This window comes from Herpetosiphonaceae bacterium, from assembly GCA_036374795.1.
GTDB lineage: Bacteria > Chloroflexota > Chloroflexia > Chloroflexales > Kallotenuaceae > LB3-1.
Window position 1 is genome coordinate 44871 of record DASUTC010000155.1, and the last position, 25041, is coordinate 69911.

Sequence of the window (25041 nt, forward strand, 5' to 3'; positions counted from 1 at the left end):
GAGGATAGAGACAGACCTTTATGGCAATAGATACGAGTGTGGTGCAGCTTTGGGAAGCGCTCCAGCCCGATCTCGAACGACTACGACAGATCCCAACGGCCACCTATCGGCTACAGTTTAACAAAACATTCACCTTCAAAGATGCCATGGCGCAGATTCCGTATCTGAAGGCGCTCGGCATCAGCCATATCTACGCATCGCCCTATTTTCGCGCTCGTGCGGAAAGCATGCATGGCTACGATATTTGCGATCATAACACGCTCAACCCGGCGATCGGCTCGGAGGAAGATTACCAGGAGTTTGTGGACACGCTCCACGCGCACGGCATGGGCCAGATCCTCGATACCGTGCCGAATCACATGGGCATCGGCGAGGCGACCAACGAGTACTGGATGGATGTGCTTGAGAACGGGCCGTCATCGCCGTACGCTACCTTTTTCGATATTGATTGGCAGCCGCTGAAGCAGGAGATGTGGAATCAGGTGCTCCTGCCGATCCTGGGCGCGCAGTACGGCCAGGTCTTGGAAAACCAGGAACTACGGCTGTCGTACAGCAGCGGCGCGTTTTTTCTGCACTACTGGGAGACGCAACTGCCGCTCGCGCCGCGCACCTACACGCCGATCCTCCAGCTTGTGTATGACACCGTGGCGGAGCAGGAAACCGAAGAGTTTTCGGTGCTTGAGCTGCAAAGCATCATGACCGCGCTGAGCCACCTGCCGCCGCGCACCGAGACGGACGCCGAGCGTATCGCGGAGCGCCAGCGCGAAAAAGAGGTCGTCAAGCGCCGCCTCAACGCGCTCACGGAGTCCGATCCGGTCGTCGCCGAGGCGATCACCAGCGCGGTTGCGATCTACAACGGCGTGCGGGGCGATCCGCGCTCCTTCGATCGGCTGGATGAGCTGGTGCGGGCACAGGCGTACCGCCTGGCCTACTGGCGCGTCGCAGCCGAGGAGATCAACTATCGCCGCTTCTTCGACATCAACGATCTGGCGGCGATCCGCATGGAGCAGCCGGAGGTCTTCACGGCCACCCATCGCATGATTCTGCGCCTGCTGGCCGAGGGCAGTGTCAACGGGCTGCGCATCGACCATCCCGACGGCCTGTGGGACCCCGCGCGCTACTTTCGCAACCTTCAGCGGCATACGCTGCTGGCTGTGGCCCGCCAGCACTTCGACGGCGACGACGAGGCCTGGGCCGAGGTCGAGCCGCTGCTGAGCGAGCAGTACATGGCCGCGTGCAACGACGATCCGCATAGCCTGGCCGCCCGACCGCTATATGTTGTGGTCGAGAAGATCCTGGGCCACGGCGAAACCCTGCCGGACGCATGGCCGGTCGACGGCACGAGCGGCTACGAGTTTCTGAATCTGGTCAATGGCCTGTTCGTTGACGGCGCGAATGCCAGAGCGTTCGATACGCTCTACAGCGGCTTTATTCAGGATCGGCTCAAGTTCAACGATCTGGTCTTGGCGAAGAAGCGGCAGGTCATGCTGATCGCGCTGGTCAGCGAGATCAACGTGCTGGCGCATCAACTGAGCCGCATCGCCGAGCGCAACCGCTACATGCGCGACTTTACGCTCAACGCGCTCAGGTTCGCGCTCCGCGAGGTGATCGCCTGCTTCCCGATCTACCGCACCTACATTGCCGACGGCGTTGTGCCGCCGGGCGAGGTGCCCTACATCGAGACGGCGATTGCCTGCGCCAAAAAGCGCAATCCCGTCACCGATCCGTCGATCTTCGATTTTATCCGCGACGTGCTGCTGCTGCGCTATCCCGGCACCGCCGACGAAGAAGATCGCCGTATGCAGCAGGACTGGGTGCAAAAGTTCCAGCAGGTGACAGGGCCGGTGATGGCGAAGGGCCTCGAAGACACGACGTTCTATATCTACAACCGGCTGATCGCGCTCAACGAGGTCGGCGGCGAGCCCCAATACTTCGGCACGAGCGTCGCCGCGTTCCACCGCGCCAACGCCGAGCGGCTCAAGCGCTGGCGGCACACCATGCTGACGACATCGACCCATGATACGAAGCGCTCGGAGGATGTGCGCGCCCGGATCGATGTGCTGAGCGAGCTGCCCAAAGAGTGGAAGGCGGCGATCGGTCGCTGGAGCCGCTTCAACCGGCGCTACAAAACCAAAGTCGGCGGCAAGTCCGCGCCCGATCGCAACGAGGAGTATCTGCTCTACCAGACGCTGCTGGGCGCGTGGCCGCACGCTGGCGGGAGCGCCGAGATCGATCAGGCGACGCACGCGGCGTTCATCGAGCGCATCCAGACGTATATGCAGAAGGCGATGAACGAGGCCAAGGTCAACACCACGTGGGTCAATCCCAACCAGGAGTGGAGCAGCGCCGTCGGCACGTTCATCGCGCGTATGCTGGAGAACCGCTCCGACAATCCGTTTCTGGCCGATTTCCACGCCTTCGCCGTCAGGATCGCCCACTACGGCGCGTTCAACGCGCTGTCGCAGACGTTGCTCAAGCTTACGTCGCCGGGCCTGCCCGACATCTACCAGGGCAACGAGATCTGGGACCTGAGCCTGGTCGATCCCGACAATCGCCGCCCGGTCGATTACGCACAGCGCGCGGCGATGCTCGCGGCGCTGGACCAGCGGCTCGACGATGCGCGGACGGACGTGCCCGCCTTTGTGCGCGATCTGGTCGAGCATAAAGTGGACGGCTGCATCAAGCTCTACGTGATCCAGCGCACCCTGCGCTTCCGCCGCGCACATCCCGAACTGTTTGCCGAGGGCAGCTATCTGCCGTTGGAGGCGCGCGGCACCCACGCCGAGCAGATCGTCGCCTTTGCCCGCCGCAAGGATGAGGCCGAGCTGCTGGTGGTCGTGCCGCGTCTGGTAACGCGGCTGAGCGGCGAAGCGAGCGCGCCGATCGGCGGCGTGTGGGAGGGCGATCTGCTGGTGCTGCCCGATGCAACACCCGGCGCGACCTACACGCACCTTTTGACGAACCAGCGAATCACCGCGATCGAACAGGATGGCATATGCGGATTGCCGCTGGCGGCGATCTTCACCAATGTTCCAGTCGCACTACTGACGAAGGACGCAGCACATGAGTAACGTCTGGCCCGGCAAGCCTTATCCCCTCGGCGCAACGTGGGATGGTGAAGGCGTCAACTTTGCCATCTTCTCCGAGCACGCCCAGGCGGTTGAGCTTTGTTTGTTCGATACCGACCATCCGGCTAAAGAAACCATGCGCATCAAGATGCCTGAGCAGACCGATTACGTCTGGCACTGCTACCTGCCGGGCATTCAGCCGGGACAGCTCTACGGCTATCGCGTGCATGGGCCGTACGCGCCGGAGCGGGGGCACCGCTTCAACCCCCACAAGCTGCTGGTCGATCCCTACGCCAAAGCGCTGAGCAGCACGGTCAAGTGGAGCGATGCGATGTCGGGCTATGCGATCGGCAACAAGCTCCAAGATCTGGTCATGAACAAGGCCGACAGCGCGCCGGGCACGCCCAAGGCGGTGGTCGTCGATGCGGCCTTCGACTGGGGCGACGACACGCATCCGAACACGCCGCTGCACCAGTCGGTGATCTACGAGATCCATGTCAAGGGCTTTACCCAGCGGCATCCGGGCGTGCCGGAGCCGCTGCGCGGCACCTACGCCGGTCTTGCCAGCCCTGCCGTGATCGCCTATCTCCAAGAGCTGGGCGTGACGGCGGTCGAGCTGCTGCCGGTGCATCAGTTCGTCGACGATCGTCATCTGGTCGAGCGCGGGCTGCGCAACTACTGGGGCTATAACACGATCGGCTATTTCGCGCCCGACGTGCGCTACTCATCCTCCGGCACGCTGGGCCAGCAGGTGCGCGAGTTCAAGGCGATGGTCAAGACGCTCCACGCGCACGGCATCGAGGTCATTCTGGACGTGGTCTATAACCACACCGCCGAGGGCAACCATCTGGGGCCGACGCTCTCGTTCCGGGGCATCGATAACGCCTCGTACTATCGGCTGGTGCCGGACGCGCCCCGGTTTTACATGGACTACACCGGCTGCGGCAATACGCTCAACGCGCAGCATCCGCGCGTGCTGCAACTGATCATGGATAGCCTGCGCTACTGGGTGCTGGAGATGCATGTCGACGGCTTCCGCTTCGATCTGGCCTCGGCGCTGGCCCGCGAGCTGCACGAGGTCGATCGGCTCGGCTCGTTCTTCGACATCATCCACCAGGACCCGGTGCTCTCGCAGGTCAAGCTGATCGCCGAGCCGTGGGATGTGGGCGAGGGCGGCTATCAGGTGGGCAACTTCCCGGTGCTGTGGGCCGAGTGGAACGGCAAGTATCGCGATTCCGTGCGCTCCTTCTGGCGCGGCGATGCCGTCGGCGTGGGCGAGCTCGCCTTCCGCCTGACGGGATCGAGCGATCTCTACCAGCACAACGGACGGCGGCCCTACGCCAGCATCAACTTTATCACGGCCCACGACGGCTTCCCGCTCAGCGATCTCGTCAGCTACAACGAGAAGCACAACGAGGCCAACGGCGAGGACAACCGCGACGGCGAGAATCATAACATCAGTTGGAACTGCGGCGTCGAAGGCCCGACCGACGACCCCGACATCGCTGCGCTGCGCGAGAAGCAGAAGCGTAATTTCCTGGCGACGCTGCTGCTGTCGCAGGGCGTGCCGATGATCTTGGGCGGCGACGAGCGCGGACGCAGCCAGCACGGCAACAACAACGCCTACTGCCAGGATAACGAGATCTCCTGGCTCGACTGGGAGCTGAGCGAGCGCGATCAGCTTCTGCTGGAATACACCAGGCGGCTGATCCAGATTCGCTGCGCCCATCCGGTGCTGCATCGGCGCAAGTTCTTCCAGGGCCGCGAGATCCACGGCACCGGCGTGCGCGACATCTGCTGGTACCAGCCCGACGGCAGCACGATGACCGAGGAGCAGTGGCTCAACGGCTCCGTCCGCGCGCTTGGCATGCTGCTCAACGGCATGGCGATGGAAGAAACCGACGAGCGCGGCGAGGAGATCCGCGACGATGTGATGCTGCTGCTGATCAACGGCCACGACGAGGAGCAGTGCTTCAAGCTTCCGGGCGACGAGCACGCGCCGCGCTGGGAGGTGCTGCTCGACACCAACACGCCGCACGTCGAAGCCGATCGCAGCGCGGCTCCCGGCGAGATCTTTGAGCTGCATCCGCGCACGCTGGTGCTGCTGCGGCAGCCCAAGGAGCAGTTGTAGCGGGGGAAAGAACAAAGGAACAAAGGCATAGGTTGGCTCTTCTCTTGTTCTCTTGTTTCCTTGTTCCTTAAAGTTTTGGAGCATCCAATTTGAGACATGAAACGTGGAGCTTAGATATAGGCGCCCAGGTGACGCGCCAGGGCGTACGCTTCCAGGTCTGGGCACCCGACGCGCAGCAGGTTGCCGTGATGCTCTTCGAGCAGGGCAGCCCGGCGGGACGCCACGCCCTCAGCCGCGACCCCGAAGCAGACGGCTGCTGGAGCGGCGAGATCAAAGGCATCGGCGCGGGCGCGCGCTATGCCTTCAGCGTCGACGGCGGCGAGCCACGGCCCGACCCGGCCTCGCGCTGGCAGCCGGAGGGCGTTCACGCGCCGTCCGTGGTGGTCGATCCGGCGACGTACGCCTGGAACGATGCCGACTGGCACGGCCTGCCGCTCGACGAGCTGATCATCTACGAGGTGCATGTCGGCACGGCCACGCCTGAGGGCAGCTTCGAGGCGCTGATCGAAAAGCTGCCCTACTTCCGCAGCCTGGGCGTCACCGCGCTGGAGATCATGCCGGTCCATGATTTTCCCGGCTGCCGCAACTGGGGCTACGACGGCGTGAATCTTTACGCTCCGGCCAACTGCTACGGCGGGCCTGAGAGCTTCAAGCGGCTGGTCGATGCCGCGCACCGCCACGGCCTCGCGATCATCCTCGACGTGGTCTATAACCACTTCGGGCCGGACGGCAACTACCTGCGCGTGTTCAGCCCGCACTACTTCACCGACCGCCACTGCACGCCCTGGGGCGACGCGCTCAATCTTGACGGGCCGGGCAGCGCGGCGGTGCGCAGCTTCCTGATCAACAACGCGCTCTACTGGGCACACGAGTACCACGTCGATGGCCTGCGCCTGGACGCGACGCATGCGCTGATCGACGATAGCCCGCAGCATTTCTTGCAGCAGCTCAGCGCCGCCGTATGCGCCACGCTGCCGGTCGAGCGGCATTTCGTGCTCACAGCGGAGGACGAGCGCAACGATCCACGGCTGGCGCGCTCGATCACACAGGGGGGCTATGGCCTGGATGGGCTGTGGGCCGACGATTTTCATCATCAGGTGCGGGTCGCGCTGACCGGCGCGCGGCACGGCTACTACGCCGCATACAGCGGCAGCGTGCCCGATCTGGTCAAAACGATCGCTGACGGCTGGTTCTACCAGGGCCAGCCATCGGTCACGTCGGGCCATGCGCGGGGCGCGTCGCCGCTTGAGCTGCGCCTGCCGCAGTTCGTGTACTGCATCCAGAACCACGACCAGATCGGCAACCGTCCGGTCGGCGATCGGCTCAATCACACCGTCGATCCGGCGACCTACCGCGCGGTTTCGGCGCTGCTGCTGCTGGTGCCGCAAACGCCGCTGCTCTTTCAGGGCCAGGAGTGGGCCGCGTCGTCGCCCTTCCAGTTCTTCACCGACCACCACGCCGAGCTGGGAGGGCTGGTGACAGAGGGCCGCCGCAACGAGTTTGCCTACTTTCTGACCGACACCGGCGTCGTGGTGCCCGATCCGCAGGCCGCGCAGACCTTTGAGCGCTCGAAGCTGCGCTGGGCGGAGATCGAGCAGCCTCAGCACGCCGCTGTGCTGGCGCTGTACCGCGATCTGCTGAGGCTGCGCCGCAGCCATCCCGCGCTGCGCCGCCGCGACCGTGAGGCGCTCCGGGCTGCGGCGCTGGGCGATCAAGCGCTGCTGCTGCGCCGCGACGGAAGCGAGCCGCAGCACATGCTGCTGGCGATCGTCAATCTCGGCGCTGCATTGAGCTGCCCGATCGAGCCACACGAGGCCGACGAGCCAACGGCATGGCGCGTGCTATTGGACACCAATAGCGCGGGCTACGGCGGCAGCGCTCCCGCCCGGCTCTCCGGCGATAGCGCGTCGGGGCAAACGTTGCAGATGAGCGCGCCCGGCGTCGTGGTGCTGCACGTCGGCTAAGCCAGGACCTTAACCAGGCCAGAGCACGGACAGGCGTCCGTGCTCTGATGGATCAGAGCTTACGACAGAGCATAACAGGTTGCCCTCAGACTACCGCACGACGCACGGGCAACATCGACGATGTTCCTTGAAGTTGCAACAGGTTGATCGATGAGTGAAACACAACGTATCACCGGATTGGGCTGGGAAGAGCTGGATGCGCTGCTCAGCGGGCGGCACGCCGCGCCATTCGACGTGCTGGGGCCGCACCCGGTCGACGGCGGCGCTGCGTTCGTGCTGCGGGTGCTGCGCCCGCGCGTTCAGAGCATCACGGCGCTGGGCGAGGATGGAGCGCGCTACCCGCTGCACCGCGTCGTCGGCAGCGATCTGTTCGAGACAATCCTGCCAGCCGACGCACTCCCGGCCTACCGGCTTGAGTTGACGGAGGCGGATGTCACCTACCAGATCGACGATCCGTATCGCTTCCCGCTCCAGCTCTCGGAGTTCGATCTGCATCTGATCAACGAGGGCACGCACTACAACACCTATCTCAAGCTGGGCGCACACCTGACGACGATCGACGGTGTGCGCGGCGTGGAGTTCGCGGTCTGGGCACCCAACGCGCAGCGCGTCAGCGTGATCGGCGACTGGAACTGGTGGGATGGGCGGGTCCACCCGATGCAGCCGCGCGCGAGCGGCGTCTGGGAGATCTTCCTGCCCGGCCTGGCCGAGTGTGCGACATACAAGTACGAGATCCGCACGCATGGCGGCCAGCTCTTTGAAAAAGCCGATCCGTACGGCTTCTGGTCTGAATTCCGGCCCAGGACCGCATCGATCGCCTGGGACATCGACAAGCACGTCTGGAACGATGCCGACTGGCTGCGGCAGCGCGAGCGGCGGCAGGCGCTCGCCGCGCCGATCTCGATCTATGAGTGCCACCTGGGATCGTGGCGGCGCGTGTCGGAGCAGGGCAATCGCTACCTGTCCTATCACGAGCTGGCCGAGCAGCTCGTCCCTTATGTCAAGCAGATGGGCTATACCCACATCGAGCTGCTGCCGGTGAGCGAGCATCCCTTCGACGGCTCGTGGGGCTACCAGACCACAGGCTACTACGCGCCGACCAGCCGCCACGGCACGCCCGACGACTTCCAGGCATTCGTCGATCGCTGCCACCAGGAGGGCATCGGCGTGATCCTCGACTGGGTTCCGGCGCACTTCCCCAAGGACGCGCATGGCCTGATCTACTTCGACGGCACGCATCTTTACGAGCACGCCGATCCGCGACAGGGCGAGCATCCCGACTGGGGCACGCTGATCTTCAACTACGGTCGCAACGAGGTGCGCAACTTTTTGCTGAGCAACGCGCTCTTCTGGCTCGACAAGTACCATATCGACGGCTTTCGCGTGGATGCCGTCTCGTCGATGCTCTACCTGGACTACGGGCGCAATCCGGGCGAGTGGGTGCCGAACCAGTACGGCGGGCGCGAAAACCTTGAGGCGATCGAGTTTCTCAAGCAGTTCAACCTGCTGCTCCACGCCGCGTATCCGGGCGTGCTGACGATCGCCGAGGAGTCGACCGCCTGGCCGCAGGTTTCGCGGCCCGTGTACACCGGCGGCCTGGGCTTTAGCCTCAAGTGGAACATGGGCTGGATGCACGACATCCTCAATTTTATGACGACCGACCCGATCTATCGCGGCTATCACTACAATCAGGTGACATTCTCGCTGATGTACGCCTTCTCGGAGAACTTTATCCTCTCACTCTCGCACGACGAGGTGGTGCATCTCAAAAAATCGCTGCTCGGCAAGATGCCCGGCGACGACTGGCAGAAGTTCGCCAACGTGCGCGCGCTCTTCGGCTACATGCTGGCGCATCCCGGCAAGCAGTTGCAGTTCATGGGCATGGAGTTCGGGCAGTGGGGCGAGTGGAACCACGACACCGGCCTTGAGTGGAATCTCCTCGACGGGCTATCGCACCGGGGCTTGCAGCGTCTCGTCGCCGATCTGCATGCGCTTTACCGCCAGGAGCGCGCGCTCCACGCGATCGACTTCGATTGGTCCGGCTTCGAGTGGCTTCAGGTCAGCGATCCCGTCAACTGCGTGATCGCGTTTCTGCGGCGCGGCCCGCAGCCGGAGGACGAGATCGTCGCGGTCTGCAACTGGACGCCCGTGATTCACGAGGATTACTGGGTGCGCGCGCCGCAGGCCGGATCGTATCGCGAGATCCTCAACACCGACGCGGCGATCTACTGGGGCAGTAACGTCGGCAATCCCGGCGAGATCGCCACGCATCAGGGCGAGGACGGCAACCCCTATCTACGCCTGCGATTGCCGCCGCTGTCCGTGGTGCTGTTGAAACGGTAGAGGCCACGCGCGGGGCTGAGGCCGCGATTCATGCGGGGTATGTTGGTGAACCCTTACACATCGCCGGGATCGAACCGTAGGGGCACGGCGGTGCCTGGCCCTTGGGCGTAAGCCATACGCCCCTACGGATGGGTCCTACATCACGATTCAACCCTGATCATGTACGCCCCGATCGGCTCCAGCCAGATATACTGGTACGGCGCGAGCGTCAGCAGCGCCTCGGCGATGATCTCGGCTCCGCTGATCAGATCGGTGAAGCGCGTGCCGGGGCCGTGCGTCCGCAGCGTATTGCCGTCGATCGCCTGGGGATGCTCCGAAAAGTTCGCCACGATCAGCAGCCGCTGGCCGCCGTGGTAGCGCACATAGCCGAAGAGATGGGGATTGCCCGTGGCGATCACCTCCATCTCGCCGTTGTAGAGCGCGGGCTGAGCCTTGCGCAGCGTGATCAGGCGAGTCAGGCCGCCGAAGACGCGCCCAGGAGCGGTCGTCGGATCGTAGCGCTTCCCGATCGCGGCTCGATTGATGCGCGGGCGGTGGACCCAGCGGCTATCGTCGGCTTTGGCCGGCTCGGCGGCGTAGGTGTAGTCGTTGAGGGTGGCTAGCTCATCGCCCAGGTAGATCAGCGGGATGCCGCCAATGCTCAAGATGATGCTGTGCAGCAGCAAGATCCGCTGAATCGCGATGTCGACCAGCGCGCGGTCGCCCGTCTGAAGCGCCTGCTCCAGCCCCGCCAGCGAGGCCAGCGTGCCTGAAACGCGCGCGTCGCCGGTATCGGGATTCTCCTGAAACGGCACGCCCCGCGCGAACGAGCCTGCAAACCGCCCGATATAAAAGGCGTTCAAGAACTGGCGATGGCCGAACGGATCGATCCAGACATAGTGCGCGTCGGCGTCGTCGAAGGTCCAGCCGATGTCGTCGTGGGAGCGCAGATAGTTGACCCAGGCGCAGCCCGGCGGCAGGCGGAAGCGCGTGTGCAGCGAGTGCGCCAGCAGCTTGACCTCGCGCGTGGCGAGCGACTCCCACAGCAGCGCCATCAGCAGCGGATTGTACGAGATCTGGCACTCCTGCGGGCTGATATACCGGATTACCTCGTCGGGATGGACGATCGCCTCGGACTTGAAGAGCATCGCCGGAGCCGCGATGCGCGCCACGGCGTTGAACGCCTGGATCAGCAGGTGCGCTTCGGGCAGATTCTCGCAGCCCGTGCCGAGCCGCTTCCAGATAAACGCGACCGCATCGAGGCGCAGGATCTCAACGCCCGCGTTGGCGATAAACAGCATCTCCTCGGCCATCGCCCGAAAGACCGCCGGGTTGGCGTAGTTCAAATCCCACTGAAAGCTGTTGAACGTCGTCCAGACCCAGCGCTGCATGTCCTCGCGCCAGGTAAAGCTGCCGCGCCGCACGGTTGGAAAGATCTCGCGCAGCGTCCGCTCGTAGGCGTCGGGCATCGTGCGATCGGGGAACAGAAAGTAAAACTCCTGATAGTCCGGGTCGCCCGCCTGCGCCCGCCGTGCCCACACATGCTCGTCCGAGGTATGGTTGAAGACAAAATCCAGCACCAGGCTGATGCCCTCGGCCTGAAGCGCCTGCGCCAGCGCGCGGAGATCGTCGAGGCTGCCGAGGCGAGGATTGACCGCGCGGTAGTTGCTCACGGCATAGCCGCCGTCGCTGTTGCCCTCAGGCGCGTCGAAGAGCGGCATCAGATGCAGATAGGTCAGGCCAAGCTCTTTGAAGTAGGGCAGCGAGTCGCGCAGCCCGGCCAGCGTTTCGGCGAAGAGATCGACGTAGAGCACGCCGCCGACCATCGTCTGCGACTGGAACCAATCGGGAATGGCCTCGCGATCCGCGTCGAGCTGCTTGAGCCAGGAGGCGCGCTCGTGCCAGTTGCGGGCGGCGGCGTGCAGCAGTTGCTCCAGATGATAGAAAAAGTCGTACTGCTGCCCGTAGAGCCGGATCAGCAGCCCAAAGAGGCGCTCCCACTCGCGCAGCAGCCGCGTCTCGAAGGCCCGCCAATCCTGTTCCGATCCGCCGGCTGCGGCAAACGCTGCTCGCACGCGCGGCAGCAGACGCTCAAGCGCCTGAGCCGCCTGGCGACGAGTCCGCTCCGTCTCATGCATGGTGAACCTCTGGCAATCTCAACATCAGGCACTCTTGGCTCAATCTCCGCCAGGTATCGGTGATCATGCAGCATCGTGCTGCGCGAGAAACTGCTCTACGGCGGCGCGCACCGGCGGATCGGCTCCGGCGCGCGTGCAGGTCAGCGCCGACACGGCGGTCGCATAGCGCAGGCAGGCCACCAGCTCAGCCTGCGGCAGCGCTTCGAGCGCCGACCGCGAAACGACGCCGCGCTCGGCCAGGCTTGCCAGCAGGCCGCTGCTGAACGAGTCGCCAGCGCCCACGGTATCGACGACGCGCACATCGAAGGCGGGCAGCGTCGTGGTGCGCGCCGCGCCGCCCTCGGAGCGCAGCGCAAGCACACCCGCTCCGCCGCGCGTCACGACGACCAGCGCCGCGCCGCGCGCCAGCAGAGCGGCGGCGGCCTGCTCGATGGGCTGATTGGGCGCGAACCAGGCCAGATCCGCCGCGCTAATCTTGATGATGTCGGCCAGCGCCAGCGCCCGATCGAGCGTCGCGCGATACGCCTGCTCATCGTGGATCAGCCCCGGTCGCAGGTTGGGATCGCACGAGAGCAGCGCACGCCCCTTGAGCTGCTCGGCGGTCGTCAGCACGGCTGCGGGCGTCGTGCCGCGCAGCAGGCTGATCGAGCCGTAGTGCAGGATGCGCGTGTCGCTAAAGAGCGCCTCAGGCAGCTCGTCGGCGGTCATCAGCGTATCGGCGGTTCCCGTCGTGTAAAAATTATACTCAGGCTCGGAGTCGGTCATCGTCACGAAGGCAAGCGTGCTCTGCGCCGACGACTCCAGCAGAAAGCGCGGATCGACGCCCTGCTGCTCGACGAATCCGCGCAGGAAGCGCCCGAACATATCCGACGACAGCTTGCTGGCAAACGCGGCTGGCTGTCCCAGGCGCGCGATCCCGACCGCGACATTCATCGGCGCGCCGCCCGGATGCATCCGAAACCCGACGGTCCGGTCATCCGCCTCGATCGGCAGAAAGTCGATCAAGATTTCACCCATACTGGTGATTAGGTGCTGCATGTGCTCGTCTCCATGCTACGCTCCTAGTATCCCCGATCATCCACGAACCGTCGAATCCAAGGGAGAGACAAGCGCCAAGAATCGCGGGACCCCCTCCGCCTGGTATGCGGTATAGGCGAGGGGAAGAAGCGCGTGAGCATAGACTGCCCCGCTCCTAGCACAATGGGAGAGGGGCGGCGCGGCAGAGCCGGGGTGAGGGCCACACGTCCAGCCGCCGGAGCGTTTCGCGCCGTTGTCCAGAGCGGCGATGGTGCTCACCTCGTAGATCACATTGCCCCACACATCGTGTACGGAGCGCTTGAGCAGGGCTGAGCTTGCGCGCTAGAACGGCGTGAGATCTTTCGTCAGCGCGGTGATCTCATGAAGCGGCGGGTTGGAGACATACTCGAAGCCGGGGAAGCCGCCCCACTTGAAGCAGGTGCGCAGATAGTTGACGAACGTCATGTGATGCGGCTCGTCGCCCAGCAGCGCATCCATCGTCGGGCTTGGCAGGCGGATCGCATACGTCGCGGTATCTCCGTCGCCGTGAGCCTTGTAGAAGGCATCGGGCGCGACGGGCAGGCAGTACGGCCCCATCTCTTGCTTGCTATACGCCTTGCACGACTCCTTCCACTCGTGGTAATCGCGGACGGCGCGCTCGATTGGATCGACGACCAGCGCATCGGGATACTGCCGAGCGTCCCAGTCGGGAAACGCGCCATTGAGATCGACCGAGCCGACGACCTGATACCAGGCGCGCAGTGACAGCGGCAATGCGCCGACATGATGCTCAAGATAGGCCAGCTTATCATGCACATCCGGCGATGGCGGCAGCAGGATCGCCTGGGGATGCTTGAACTGGTAGCCCATCGCCGTCAGATGCTCGACCAGCCGATCCAGGTTGTTCTTTACCCGCTGCATCGTCACCGCCGCGACGCCAATCGCATCCGTCCAGAGCGGCTCGTGGCGGACGTGCGGGCCGTAGCCCTGTAGCTCATCCCAGACTTCGAGGTACTCTCCGTGCTGATACCGATCCAGAAAGGTTGTTGCCGACATGACGTGTGTTGCGGTCATGATCTCCTCCTTCGATCAGCCGAAACCATCCGCGCGCCATCCAGGGACGCGGACCGGCCAGGGATTGCTGAGTTTGATTCAGCTTATGCCGCAGCGCGGATGCCGCGCGAAAAGAGATTGTAACTGCGCGTGGAGAAGGATTCACACACGACGCCATCGCTCCCTTTCGGGCGGTTGCATGTCGCCAGATTAGGGGAATGCTGCTAATATGGTGCTGGTTGGGGGTAGCACCGAAAAGGAGGATTCTTCGTGGCAGATGTACGTAAAGTCACGTTTTGCACGAATGAGTATCCGCCCAATGTGTACGGTGGCGCGGGCGTGCATGTCGAATATCTCTCCCGCGAGCTGGCGCGCATCGTTCCGGTGGAGGTTCGCTGCTTCGGCGCGCAGGATCTCGATGAGGGCAACCTGCGCGTCAAAGGCTATCAGGGATGGGATGAGGTCAAGCGCAACACCGACAAGCGCTTTGTCGGCGCGCTCGACGCCTTCTCGCGCAGCCTGGCGATGGCAAAAGATCAGCTCGACGCCGATGTGATCCACTGCCATACGTGGTACACCGACATGGCCGGGTTTCTGGCAAAGAAGCTCTGGGGCGTGCCGCTGGTGCTGACGATCCACTCGCTGGAGCCGCTGCGGCCCTGGAAGGTGGAGCAGCTCGGCAACGGCTACTTCATGAGTAGCTGGATGGAGCAGACCGGCATCGAGGGCGCCGACGCGGTGATCGCCGTCTCGCAGGAGACGCGCAATGATGTGCTGCGCTTTTTTTCGATCCCGCCTGAGAAGGTGCATGTGATCCACAACGGCATCGACCTCGCGCAGTATCGCTACAATCCGAGCGCCGAGGCGCTGGTGCAGCGCGGCGTGGACCCTGAGCGGCCCTTTGTGCTGTTTGTGGGCAGGATCACCCGCCAGAAAGGGATCATCCATCTGGTCAACGCCATCCCGCAGATCGATCCATCGCTGCAAGTGGTGCTCTGCGCGGGAGCGCCCGATACGCCGGAGATCGGCCAGGAGATGGAGCAGCGCGTCGCCGAGGTCAGCGCCGATCGCAGCAATGTGATCTGGATTCGCGAGATGCTGCCGCGCGAGGATGTGATCCAGTTCTACTCGCATGCGGCGGTCTTCTGCTGCCCGTCGGTGTACGAGCCGTTCGGCATCATCAACCTTGAGGCGATGGCCTGCGACACGGCGGTTGTCGCCTCGGCGATCGGCGGCATCCCTGAGGTGGTGGTTCCCGGCGAGACGGGCCTGCTGGTCGATCTTCAGCTCAAGCCGGGCACGTTCGATCCGATCGATCCGGCGGCGTTCTCGCACGGCCTCGCCACGGCGATCAATCAGGTGGCGCTGGATGCCGATCTGCGCACGACGATGGGCCGCAACGGGCGCAGGCGTGTGGAGCAGCATTTCAGTTGGACGGCTATCGCCCACCAGACGCTCGATCTCTACCGCTCGCTGGTCGAGACGAGGACGCTGGACCGACAGGCCGGGGGATAGGGCGGAAGAGCACAGGAACAAGGGAACAAGAGAATAGGGGAACAACAGGGCGAGAACCGATGACTCCCCCGCTCCTGTGCCGAAGGCCGCGCAGGCGGAAGCCCACCTGAGCCTGGGGCCGGGGGCGGGGTGACGGCCTGCACTCGAAGCTCGAAACTTGAAACGCGAAACAAGGTGCCGATGAGCGGTGAGATCCGGCAAAACAAGGCAACCAAGGAGTGGGTAATCTTCGCGCCCGCGCGGGGCAAGCGTCCGCACGACTTTCAGCAGCGCCGCGACGATCGCCAGCCCGCGCCGCCCTACGATCCGCGCTGCCCGTTCTGTCCCGGCAACGAGCAAATGCTGCCGACCGTCCTTAAGGAGCAGCGCGCCGCCGACGGCTGGCAGACGCGCGTTGTGCCCAATAAATACCCGGCGCTCACGCCGCAGGGCACGATCACGCGCTACAGCCGGGGGATCAATGTGGCGATGCGGGGCTACGGGCAGCATGAGGTCATCGTCGAGAGCCCGCGCCACGATCACGACATCGCGACGATGCCGCTGGAGCACATCACGACGATCGTCGCGACCTACTATGAGCGCTACCTGGACCTGCGCCAGGACCCGCAGAATGTGCTGATCCTGCTCTTTCGCAATCACGGGCCGCGTGCCGGAGCGTCGCTGAGCCATCCTCACTCCCAGGTGATCGCCACCGGCATGATCCCGCGCCATATCCGCTGGCGCGAAGAAGAGGCCGAGCGCTACTTCGATGAGTGGGGCCGCTGCGTGTACTGCGATATGCTGGCGTTCGAGCTGAGCGATTGCCAGCGGATCGTGCTAGAAAATCGCTCGTTTGTCGCCTTTATCCCGTTTGCCGCCGAGGTGCCCTTTGAAACCTGGATCATGCCCAGGCGTCATCAGGCCGACTTCGGGCAGATCTCGGATGTGGAGCGCGCCGATCTGAGCCTGGCGCTGTATACGATGCTGTCGCGGCTGCGCACGAAGCTGAACGATCCCGACTACAACTACATCATCAATACCTCGACGCGCACCACGAATGAGCCACAATCGCACTGGTATGTGCGCATTCGCCCGCGCCTCGTGACGCGCGCCGGTTTCGAGATCGGATCGGGCATGCGCATTAATCCATCGCTACCGGAGGCCGATGCCGCGTTTCTCAAAGATTAACGTTCGGAGCTCACCGCTCAAAGAACCTGAAACTCGAAACTCGAAACATGGGGAGGGGCTATGAATGTGTTGACCTTGATCCTGGCGGGCGGCGAGGGCAGCCGCCTTAGCATCCTCGGCGAGAAGCGCGCCAAGCCTGCGGTGCCCTTCGGCGGCAAATACCGCATCATCGACTTTGCGCTCTCCAACGCGGTCAACTCCGATCTGTACCGCGTCGCAGTCCTGACGCAGTACCGGCCCCACTCGCTGATGCAGCATATCGGCATGGGCGAGCCCTGGGATCTCGATCGCCGCCGTCCCGACGGCGTGCAGATCTGGCAGCCGTATCGCGGACGCAGCGATCAGGATTGGTATCGCGGCACGTCCGACGCGCTCTATCAAAATCGGACGTTTATCGCCGAGGACGGCAGCGACATCACGCTGGTGCTCTCCGGCGATCATATCTACAAGCAGGATTATCGCGATCTGCTGCGCTACCATCGCGCGAAAGGCGCGGATCTGACTGTCGCGGTGATGCATGTTCGTCCCGACGAGGTGCATCGCTTCGGGATCATGAGCGTCGATGCCGACTACCGCATCACCAAATTTGCCGAAAAGCCGCAACAGTCCGAGAGCACGCTGGCCTCGATGGGCATCTACGTCTTCAACACCGATTTTATGCTGCGTCGGCTCGAAGAAGACGCGCAGGATGCCAGCTCGGCCCATGACTTCGGCAAAAGCATTATCCCCAAGATGGTCGAAAACGACAACGTCTTCGCCTACCCATTCGAGGGCTACTGGGTCGACGTCGGGACGATCGAGGCGTACTGGGAAACCAACCTGGCGCTGCTGCAACCGGAAACCGAGCTTGATCTCTACGACAGCGAGTGGGTGATTCGCACCCGCTCCGAGGGCAGGCCGCCGGTCAAGTTCGGGCCGCACAGCGATGTGCAGAATAGCCTGCTCTCCAACGGCTGTGTGATCAACGGCAGCGTGATCAACAGCGTGCTGTCGCCCGGCGTCTTCGTCGAGCGCGGCGCGGTGATTCGCGACTCGGTGATCATGAGCGACACGACGATCCGCGCGGGCGCGGTGGTCGATCGCTGCGTGCTGGACAAAGAGATCGTCGTCGGCGAGCGCGCGCAGGTCGGCACCGGCGACGACAATACGCCCAACCAGCGCGAGCCCAAGAACATCAATACCGGCATCACGATCGTCGGCAAGCGCGCGCACGTCGCGCCCGGCGCGATCATCGGGCGCAACTGCCGCATCGACGCCGATATCATGCCCGCCGACTTCGAGCAGCTTGAGGTTGCCAGCGGCGCGACCGTCTCGCGCGGACTGGCGCGAGGCGCGTAGCAGGCCCTCACCGCTTCACTTCGCTCAGCACCCCTCTCCTGCCGCAACGGAGAGGGGTTTTGTTGTTCCCCAGAGCCGTTGTAGCGCATACCGATACAACAAATTGTATCTTAACATTTTCTTGACAAGTTGATCGCTTCTGTAGTAGGATGAAGCGCACCCCTCTTTTGGATGGGACGTAGCGAAGCCGCTCGAAATCCTTGTTCGAGACGCCTCGCCCATCCATACGTTACGGTCATACTACAGCTTGATACGTTGCTTACAGTGCCAGATCGTCGTCGGTAACAAAGGAGGTGAGCCAGGTCGTTGGCGAGACGCGTCTCTTGCACGTCCGCCAAGACGCGCATATTCGACTGTCGATCCTCGCGGCCCAAACTCGCCCTATCCCGGCCAGCGTAGCGTCGTTGGCTCGCAACTTCGTGCAGGCAATGCAAACACCCGATCACAGCAGTGAGGAGCATCCAAAGTTTATGAAGCTCATGCCCAAGCCCCAGCGTATGGCAACGCTCCTGGCGCTGGTCATGCTGGTCCTCAGCGTGCCCGCCAGCGTCCTTGGTCGTCCCGCCGATATTGAAGCGGAGCACAGCCCCACGCGCGAGCGCGACGACGCCCGCACCTACGTTATCCATGGCTCCTTCACCAGGGAGCAGCGCACCGAGATCGCCCGCACCGGCGCGGCGATCGAGCACATCGCCGACGATGAGCTCGAAGTGATCGCCACGCCGCACGAGATTCGGCAGATCCGCGCTCGTGGCTACAACCCGGAGGAACTGGCGGCGATTCAGGACTTCCCGCCCGCCGACTCGGCCTACCATAACTACACCGAGATGAGCAACGAGATCGCTGCCGTTGCCAGCGCCTACCCCAGCATCGTCAGACGCTTCAGCATCGGCAAGTCGTATCAGAACCGCGACCTCTGGGCCGTCAAGATCAGCGATAACGTCGGGGTGGACGAGAGCGAGCCGGAGGTGCTCTTCATCGGCCTGCACCATGCCCGCGAGCACCTGACCGTCGAGATGACGCTCTACATCATGAACGAGCTGGCGAAGAAGTACGGCGTCGACTCGCGCATCACCAATATCGTCAACACGCGCGAGATCTACATCGTCTTCAACCTCAATCCCGACGGCGGCGAGTACGATGTGCTCAACGACTACTACCATAGCTGGCGCAAGAACCGGCAGCCCAACAGCGGCTCGTCCTACGTCGGCACCGACCTCAACCGCAACTACAGCTACAAGTGGGGCTGCTGCGGCGGCTCCAGCGGCAGCCCATCCAGCGACACCTATCGCGGCCCGTCGGCCTTCTCCGCGCCGGAAACCGCCCGATTGCGCGACTTCGTTAACAGCCGTGTGATCAACGGCAGGCAGCAGATTCGAGGCTCGATCAGCTTCCACACCTACAGCGAGCTGATCCTGTGGCCCTATGGCTACACCTACACCAATGTGCCCGCCGATATGACGGTCGACGATTACAACGTCTTCTCCACGGTAGGCCGCGCCATGGCCGCGACCAACAACTACACGCCGCAGCAGGCCAGCGATCTGTATATTGCCGACGGCAACTCGGATGACTGGCTGTACGGCGCGCACAAGATCTTTGCCTTTACGTTCGAGATGTATCCCAGGACTTCCAGCCCGGGCTTCTACCCGCCGGATGAGTACATCGGCCCGCAGACCAGCCGCAACCGCGAGGCCGTGCTGTACTTCATGGAAAAGGCTAACTGCTACTACTCGACGATTGGCAAGACCTGCGTTTAAAGAGGTTTGATCGTCCACATCCGAAGGGGCGTGTTGCACTACGCCCTTTCGGAGCCATCGTCCACACAACCGCACAGCACGAGGAGCAAGATCACGTATGAGCATCTTTCGTCGGCACCGTTCCCTGGCAACGCTTTTGACACTGGTCACGTTGCTGGCCCTCGCCCTACCCGCAATCGTCCTTGGTCGTCCCGCCGATATTGAAGCCGAGCGCGCCCCCAAGAACGAGCGCGACGACGCCCGCACCTACGTTATCCATGGCGTCTCCACCAAGGAGCAGCGCACGGAGATCGCCCGCACCGGCGCGGCGATCGAGCACATCGACGACAACGAGGTCGAGGTCATCGCCACGCCGCGCGAGGTCAACCGCCTCAAAGCGCGCGGCTACAACCCGGAGGAGCTGGCGGCGATTCAGGACTTCCCGCCCGCCGACTCGGCCTACCATAACTACACCGAGATGAGCAACGAGATCGCCTCGGTCGCCAGCAGGTATCCGAGCATCACCAGCCGCTTCAGCATCGGCAAGTCCTACGAGAACCGCGACCTCTGGACGATGAAGATCAGCGATAACGTGGCGACGGACGAGAGCGAGCCGGAGGTGCTCTTCGTCGGCCTGCACCATGCCCGCGAGCACCTGACCGTCGAGATGGCGCTCTACATCATGAATGAGCTGACCAGCAAGTACGGCGTCGACTCGCGCGTCACCAATATCGTCAACACGCGCGAGATCTACATCGTCTTCAACCTCAATCCCGACGGCGGCGAGTACGATGTGCTCAACGATACGTATCATAGCTGGCGCAAGAACCGGCAGCCCAACAGCGGCTCGTCCTACGTCGGCACCGACCTCAACCGCAACTACAGCTACAAGTGGGGCTGCTGCGGCGGCTCCAGCGGCAGCACGTCCAGCGACACCTATCGCGGCCCGTCGGCCTTCTCCGCGCCGGAGACGGCCCGATTGCGCGACTTCATCAATAGCCGCGTGATCGGCGGCAGGCAGCAGATCAAGACCTCGATCAGCTTCCACACCTACAGCGAGCTGATCCTGTGGCCCTACGGCTACACCTACACCAACGTGCCCGCCGATATGACTGCGGACGACGAGAACGTCTTCAGGACGATGGGCCAGGCCATGGCGGCGACCAACAACTACACGCCGCAGCAGGCCAGCGACCTGTATATCGCCGACGGCACCTCGGATGACTGGATGTATGGCGTGCATAAGATCTTCGCCTACACCTTCGAGTTGTATCCGAGAGGCTCCAGCCCGGGCTTCTACCCGCCGGATGAGTACATCGGCCCGCAGACCAGCCGCAACCGCGAGGCGGTGCTCTACCTGCTTGAGAAGTCGGATTGTCCGTACGCGGTGATCGGCAAGCAGGCGCAGTATTGCAGCGGCACCCCGACGCCAACGCCGACAACGCCGCCGACCAACCCGACGCCAACGCCGACGCCTGATCCGGGCGGCGAGAGGATCGTCAACGGCGGCTTCGAGAGCGGCACCAGCCCGTGGGTCCAGTCTTCCAGCGGCGGCTACCAGCTGGTCGACACCACCCGCCCGCACACCGGCTCGTACAGCGCGTACCTGGCCGACTACAACAACGGCACCGACTCGATCTACCAGACCGTGACGATCCCGACCAACGGCACGCTGACCTACTGGTGGTACATGAGCACCCAGGAGTCCGGCACCACCGCCTACGACTACCTGCGCGTGCGCCTGTACAACAGCAGCGGCACGCTCGTGGCGACACTGCGCACCTGGAGCAACGCCAGCGGCGCGGGTGTCTGGCGGCAGGATAGCCTCAGCCTGGCGAGCTACGCCGGTCAATCGCTGCGCGTGCAGTTCACGGCCACCAACGACACCTCGCTGCCGACGGCCTTCTTCGTCGACGATGTGAGCGTGCGGTAGGCGGATCATCGCAGCGTATAGCATCATTGCACCACGGCCAACCAGGGTGCGTAGTGCTGCAAACAGGCGACGCGAGCGGAGAAAAACCACTCGCGTCGCCTATTCCAAAATCCACGACGCTCGGAGCACGGAAGACGTGCTCACATAACCCCTATGGCTATGCGACCGGCATAGGCGCGACCGTGGGAGCGCCGCGCGACAGCCGGACACGAACCCACTGCCAGACCGCTCCAAGGCCCAGCAGAGTCACGATCAGCGCGACGAGCACGCCCAGGTAGGGCACCGCGCGCAGGATCACGTACAGCGCAAGGCCCAGCGCCAGCGACCCGACGCGGCTTTCCGCCCACTGTGGGCTGATCGCGCCAAGCAGCCAGCGCCCGATCATCAGCCCCACGACGATCTGCACGATGTAGCTGACCAGCACCGCGAAGCTCGTGAGCAGCGCGCTGAAGGCTGCCGTGCCGAGCACGAAGGTGATCCCGGCCAGCCCGCCGAGTGTCAGGTAGCCGAAGAGCACCATCAGCAGGATCACGCTGAGCGGAATCAGGAGCATCAGCGCAATCGCGCCGACAAAGCTGAGCGTCCCCCAGCCGAGGCTTGCCATCGGTCGCGCGCGGACGGTGGTTGCCAGCCGCCCGACCCAGTTAGGCACGATCCACAGCAGGAGCAGGCCGATCACAAACAGCGTCACGTAGCGCCGGATCGGATCGATCAGCCAGGCGTAAGGCGCTGGCTGGGTCTGCGCGACGGGCGTAAACTCAATGCCCTCGCCGACCTGCGCTGCCGGAATGCGGAACTCGTCCGTCGCGGTGTAATTCAGCTTGCCGCCGATCCGCGCAGATTCGTCCACGGTCAGGCCCGACCGCACCGCAGGCGTGGCGACGCCCACGCCCGGCGTGAAGGGCGCGACCATCATGGTGCCGTCGCTCGAACCGACCGCCACGTTAACATCGCGGTCGATCGTGCCGCGCAGCTCAAGCGCCGCGAATCCGCCCTCCAGGCTGCCGTGCGTTGTGCCGGCCAGCAGCGCCTGGCTGCCAAACAGATACGCATCGCCGCCGATCGTGCCGCCCGCCTGCTGCTCGATGCTCGCAGCGCCCGCCAGAGCATCGTCGGCGAGCTGAGCGTTCGGCCCGAACTGCACGACGGCGCCGCCGACCCGCAGATCGTCGCCTACCGTTCCGTTGATCACGATCGCCTGAGCGACCGCCAGCACATCGCCTTCGACGGTGCCGTTGATCGTGATCTGCGAGGCCGCCGCGATCAGATCGCCCTCGATCGTGCCGTCAATCCGTACGACACCGGCGGTCACATAGAGATCGTCGGCTATCACCTGCTCGCTGCCGATCACTACCTGATCGCCTGAGCGCCGCTCGGCAGCCAGCGCGGGCGTAGCGCCCAGCAGCACCATCGCAGCGACGACGCCCAGCAGCAGCACCAGCCGTCGCAGCTTGCTTGTACCTAGGAAGCGCATAGGAACCTCCCGGCACCGGGGACTTCAAGGCGCGGTCGTCGCCCGCACGGCGTGATCGATGTAGGCATGTCGTGGCTCATACGATCAGCGCACGCCGACAGCGTGAGCCGCTTCCCCAGCGCCTCATACTCGCAGGAGTTGTACGCAGGCCGTAGCTCGTCCACGGCTGCGGAACTTCAGATCCTCAGCCTACCGCGATTATCCAGCCGTAGCAAAAAGACTTGACGACACAGGGTAGCAAGATCGCAACAGGCAGCGGCGCTCCTGTCGTGGGCAGCGGTGACGGCATCTTCACCGGCGGTATGTGCTTCTTTCCACCAGACGGCGGCAGACTGGGGTAGACTCGATTCACTGGCACAGAGAGCGTTTACGCCATGCCATATCTTCATCGCAGGCAGGAAGGAGCAGTGCGATGATTACGCCAACTGAAACCCGTCGTCTGTATCGCTCGCACACCAATATCGTCTTCGCGGGCGTGGCAGGCGGGATTGCCGAATACTTCAACGTCGACCCGACGCTGGTGCGCGTCCTGCTTGCGCTCGGCTTGCTGGCCGCCTCCGGGCCGTTCGCGCCGATCATCTATGCGATCCTCGCGATCGTCATCCCGGTCGCGCCCGCAGCGCATCACGCGCGAGTCTATGATGTTCGATAGCTCCATGCGCGGCGTGCGCGTGCCGACAGGCCGGTCGTCTGGGCGATGGCGCGCGCTGAGAAGGAGATCATCGGGCAGTCAAACCCTAACCGCCCGATGCAGTAACGCGGAGAGATGCACCCCTATCTCTCCGCGTTGCGTTCCCGCTGAGCCATCAGGCCGGGGGCTTGAGGCCGCGAACCAAAAAAACAGGCGAACAAAGGCTGCACGTCCTTGTCCGCTTGTTCCCTTCGATCCTCATAGCTGCCGGGCTGGACGCGGCTGCTCGACCAGCGGCTCCGGTCGATCGCCGAGCAGCGCGGCGTCTACCGAGAAGAGGCCGGGACTGAGCAGCGCCAGCGCCGCCGATCCCAGCAGCAGCAGCCACTCCACCCGCATATCGTTGAATCCAACGGCCAGATTCGGGCCTGCAAACGCTTTGGGAGCAGCTACCAGCAGCAGCGCGACCACCATATTGGCGACAAACAGCAGGCCGAAGAGACGAGTCAGCACGCCGACGATCAACGCCAGCCCGCCGAGCAGCTCAAGGTAGGCGATGAACGGCCCCATCAGCGACGGCAGCGGGATGCCCAGGCTGCCGAAGAAACCGGCAACCCGATCGGTGCCGCCCATCACTTTGCTCAGACCTGCCAGGAAGAAGGTTAGACCGATGGCGATCCGCAGCAGGAGCGGAGCCACGGACTCGTACGCAGCAAGACGGCGTAACATAGAAGCCTCCTTTTACAATCTGCCACGCTGGCCGTGATTGTCTTGCCTGGATCTACGTACGAATCATGCTCACCGAATCTCATCGCCCGGTCGCGCATCAGCCGTGTGATTGCCGCTCGGCCAGCGCATCCAGCAGCGGCTCGCTTCGCCAGACCAGCGGCAGCCCCAGCCGCTCGGCCAGCCGCGCAAGCTGCGGCGGCTCGACCGCGCTCTGCGCCAGCAGGTCGGGACGCGCAAAGACGATCTCCGGCGGGCCGTCCAGCAGCACGCGACCCTCGCTCAGCACGATCAGCCGCTGGCAATGCGCGGCGCAGAAATCAATATCATGGCTGATCATGATCACCGTGCGGCCCGCCGCGCCGAGCTGCTCCACGATCTCGCCGATCAGCCGCAGCCCAAGCACATCCTGCCCGGTCGTCGGCTCGTCCAGCACCACGATCGGCGTTTCCATCGCCAGCACCGAGGCCAGCGCAACTCGCTTCCGCAGCGCGGGCATCAGATCGTGCGGATGACGCTCGGCCATCTCCGTAAGGCCGGTGACATGCAGCGCGGCGTCGACCGCCGCCGCCAGATGCTCAGCATCAAAGCCCAGGTTGCGCGGCCCGACCGCGATCTCATCGCGGACGCTGCGCTTGAAGATCTGATGTTCGGGATACTGGAAGACATATCCAACGTGGCGGGCAAGCTGCGCGACGGTATGTGTGCGCGTGTCCCAGTCGCCGATCGTCACCGCGCCGGAGGTGGGCTGGAGCAGCCCGTTGAGCTGCCGCGCCAGCGTTGTCTTGCCCGCGCCGTTCTGCCCGATCAGTGCCACGCGCTCGC

At 63.9% G+C, this 25041-nt stretch carries 16 protein-coding genes; 10 read left to right on the plus strand and 6 right to left on the minus strand.

Annotated elements, in window-relative coordinates; translation table 11 throughout:
• Positions 1-20 precede the first annotated feature (20 nt).
• The 4 genes from treY (at position 21) to glgB (ending at position 9506) form a co-directional block, all read left to right on the plus strand.
• Entirely contained in the window at positions 21-3071 is a 3051-nt protein-coding gene (gene treY / locus VFZ66_10745) for a malto-oligosyltrehalose synthase (GenBank protein ID HEX6289660.1), read from the plus strand.
• Positions 3064-5199, plus strand: coding sequence for a glycogen debranching protein GlgX (glgX, locus tag VFZ66_10750; GenBank protein HEX6289661.1), 2136 nt, complete (start codon positions 3064-3066; stop codon positions 5197-5199). The genes treY and glgX overlap by 8 nt, the downstream gene beginning before the upstream one ends.
• An 89-nt stretch (positions 5200-5288) precedes the next feature.
• Entirely contained in the window at positions 5289-7163 is a 1875-nt protein-coding gene (gene treZ, locus VFZ66_10755) for a malto-oligosyltrehalose trehalohydrolase (protein HEX6289662.1), read from the plus strand.
• 150 nt (positions 7164-7313) lie between these two features.
• Entirely contained in the window at positions 7314-9506 is a 2193-nt protein-coding gene (gene glgB / locus VFZ66_10760; GenBank protein HEX6289663.1) for a 1,4-alpha-glucan branching protein GlgB, read from the plus strand.
• 140 nt (positions 9507-9646) lie between these two features.
• On the opposite strand, the gene VFZ66_10765 is transcribed toward glgB, so the two are convergent.
• The 3 genes from VFZ66_10765 to VFZ66_10775 all read right to left on the minus strand — a co-directional run bounded on the left by VFZ66_10765 (position 9647) and on the right by VFZ66_10775 (position 13714).
• Entirely contained in the window at positions 9647-11623 is a 1977-nt protein-coding gene (locus tag VFZ66_10765; GenBank protein HEX6289664.1) for an alpha-amylase family glycosyl hydrolase, read from the minus strand.
• A gap of 63 nt (positions 11624-11686) precedes the next feature.
• A complete protein-coding gene (locus VFZ66_10770) occupies positions 11687-12661 on the minus strand; it encodes a carbohydrate kinase (protein ID HEX6289665.1) in 975 nt (324 codons plus the stop codon).
• Between the two features lie 321 nt (positions 12662-12982).
• The gene (locus VFZ66_10775) at positions 12983-13714 is read right to left on the minus strand and encodes a hypothetical protein (GenBank protein ID HEX6289666.1); all 732 of its coding nucleotides are present in this window, start codon (positions 13712-13714) and stop codon (positions 12983-12985) included.
• A 249-nt stretch (positions 13715-13963) separates the two neighbouring features.
• Here VFZ66_10775 and glgA point away from each other — a divergent pair, with 249 nt between their 5' ends.
• The 5 genes from glgA to VFZ66_10800 all read left to right on the plus strand — a co-directional run bounded on the left by glgA (position 13964) and on the right by VFZ66_10800 (position 21385).
• Positions 13964-15208, plus strand: a complete 1245-nt coding sequence (gene glgA, locus VFZ66_10780) for a glycogen synthase (GenBank protein ID HEX6289667.1) — start codon at positions 13964-13966, stop codon at positions 15206-15208.
• Positions 15209-15388: 180 nt separating this feature from the next.
• Positions 15389-16375, plus strand: coding sequence for a galactose-1-phosphate uridylyltransferase (galT, locus tag VFZ66_10785; protein ID HEX6289668.1), 987 nt, complete (start codon positions 15389-15391; stop codon positions 16373-16375).
• Between the two features lie 60 nt (positions 16376-16435).
• Positions 16436-17713: a glucose-1-phosphate adenylyltransferase gene (locus VFZ66_10790; protein ID HEX6289669.1), complete on the plus strand. Its 1278-nt coding sequence runs from the start codon at positions 16436-16438 to the stop codon at positions 17711-17713.
• A 470-nt stretch (positions 17714-18183) separates the two neighbouring features.
• Positions 18184-19473: a M14 family metallopeptidase gene (locus VFZ66_10795; protein ID HEX6289670.1), complete on the plus strand. Its 1290-nt coding sequence runs from the start codon at positions 18184-18186 to the stop codon at positions 19471-19473.
• A gap of 97 nt (positions 19474-19570) precedes the next feature.
• A complete protein-coding gene (locus tag VFZ66_10800) occupies positions 19571-21385 on the plus strand; it encodes a M14 family zinc carboxypeptidase (protein HEX6289671.1) in 1815 nt (604 codons plus the stop codon).
• Between the two features lie 157 nt (positions 21386-21542).
• On the opposite strand, the gene VFZ66_10805 is transcribed toward VFZ66_10800, so the two are convergent.
• Positions 21543-22859, minus strand: coding sequence for a hypothetical protein (locus VFZ66_10805; GenBank protein ID HEX6289672.1), 1317 nt, complete (start codon positions 22857-22859; stop codon positions 21543-21545).
• Between the two features lie 412 nt (positions 22860-23271).
• Here VFZ66_10805 and VFZ66_10810 point away from each other — a divergent pair, with 412 nt between their 5' ends.
• Positions 23272-23511 (plus strand): PspC domain-containing protein, encoded by a 240-nt coding sequence (locus VFZ66_10810; protein ID HEX6289673.1) that lies wholly within the window; start codon positions 23272-23274, stop codon positions 23509-23511.
• Positions 23512-23748: 237 nt separating this feature from the next.
• On the opposite strand, the gene VFZ66_10815 is transcribed toward VFZ66_10810, so the two are convergent.
• Positions 23749-24219, minus strand: coding sequence for a DoxX family protein (locus tag VFZ66_10815; protein ID HEX6289674.1), 471 nt, complete (start codon positions 24217-24219; stop codon positions 23749-23751).
• A 97-nt stretch (positions 24220-24316) separates the two neighbouring features.
• A partial coding sequence (locus VFZ66_10820; GenBank protein ID HEX6289675.1) for an ATP-binding cassette domain-containing protein occupies positions 24317-25041 on the minus strand: 725 nt, incomplete at its 5' end.

Bases quoted from the DNA above. Each gene is read 5' to 3' on its own strand.
- treY (HEX6289660.1), top strand. From the start codon at position 21: ATGGCAATAGATACGAGTGTGGTGCAGCTTTGGGAAGCGCTCCAGCCC.
- glgX (HEX6289661.1), top strand. From the start codon at position 3,064: ATGAGTAACGTCTGGCCCGGCAAGCCTTATCCCCTCGGCGCAACGTGG.
- glgB (HEX6289663.1), top strand. From the start codon at position 7,314: ATGAGTGAAACACAACGTATCACCGGATTGGGCTGGGAAGAGCTGGAT.
- VFZ66_10765 (HEX6289664.1), bottom strand. From the start codon at position 11,623: ATGCATGAGACGGAGCGGACTCGTCGCCAGGCGGCTCAGGCGCTTGAG.
- VFZ66_10770 (HEX6289665.1), bottom strand. From the start codon at position 12,661: ATGCAGCACCTAATCACCAGTATGGGTGAAATCTTGATCGACTTTCTG.
- VFZ66_10775 (HEX6289666.1), bottom strand. From the start codon at position 13,714: ATGACCGCAACACACGTCATGTCGGCAACAACCTTTCTGGATCGGTAT.
- galT (HEX6289668.1), top strand. From the start codon at position 15,389: ATGAGCGGTGAGATCCGGCAAAACAAGGCAACCAAGGAGTGGGTAATC.
- VFZ66_10790 (HEX6289669.1), top strand. From the start codon at position 16,436: ATGAATGTGTTGACCTTGATCCTGGCGGGCGGCGAGGGCAGCCGCCTT.
- VFZ66_10795 (HEX6289670.1), top strand. From the start codon at position 18,184: ATGAAGCTCATGCCCAAGCCCCAGCGTATGGCAACGCTCCTGGCGCTG.
- VFZ66_10800 (HEX6289671.1), top strand. From the start codon at position 19,571: ATGAGCATCTTTCGTCGGCACCGTTCCCTGGCAACGCTTTTGACACTG.
- VFZ66_10805 (HEX6289672.1), bottom strand. From the start codon at position 22,859: ATGCGCTTCCTAGGTACAAGCAAGCTGCGACGGCTGGTGCTGCTGCTG.
- VFZ66_10810 (HEX6289673.1), top strand. From the start codon at position 23,272: ATGATTACGCCAACTGAAACCCGTCGTCTGTATCGCTCGCACACCAAT.
- VFZ66_10815 (HEX6289674.1), bottom strand. From the start codon at position 24,219: ATGTTACGCCGTCTTGCTGCGTACGAGTCCGTGGCTCCGCTCCTGCTG.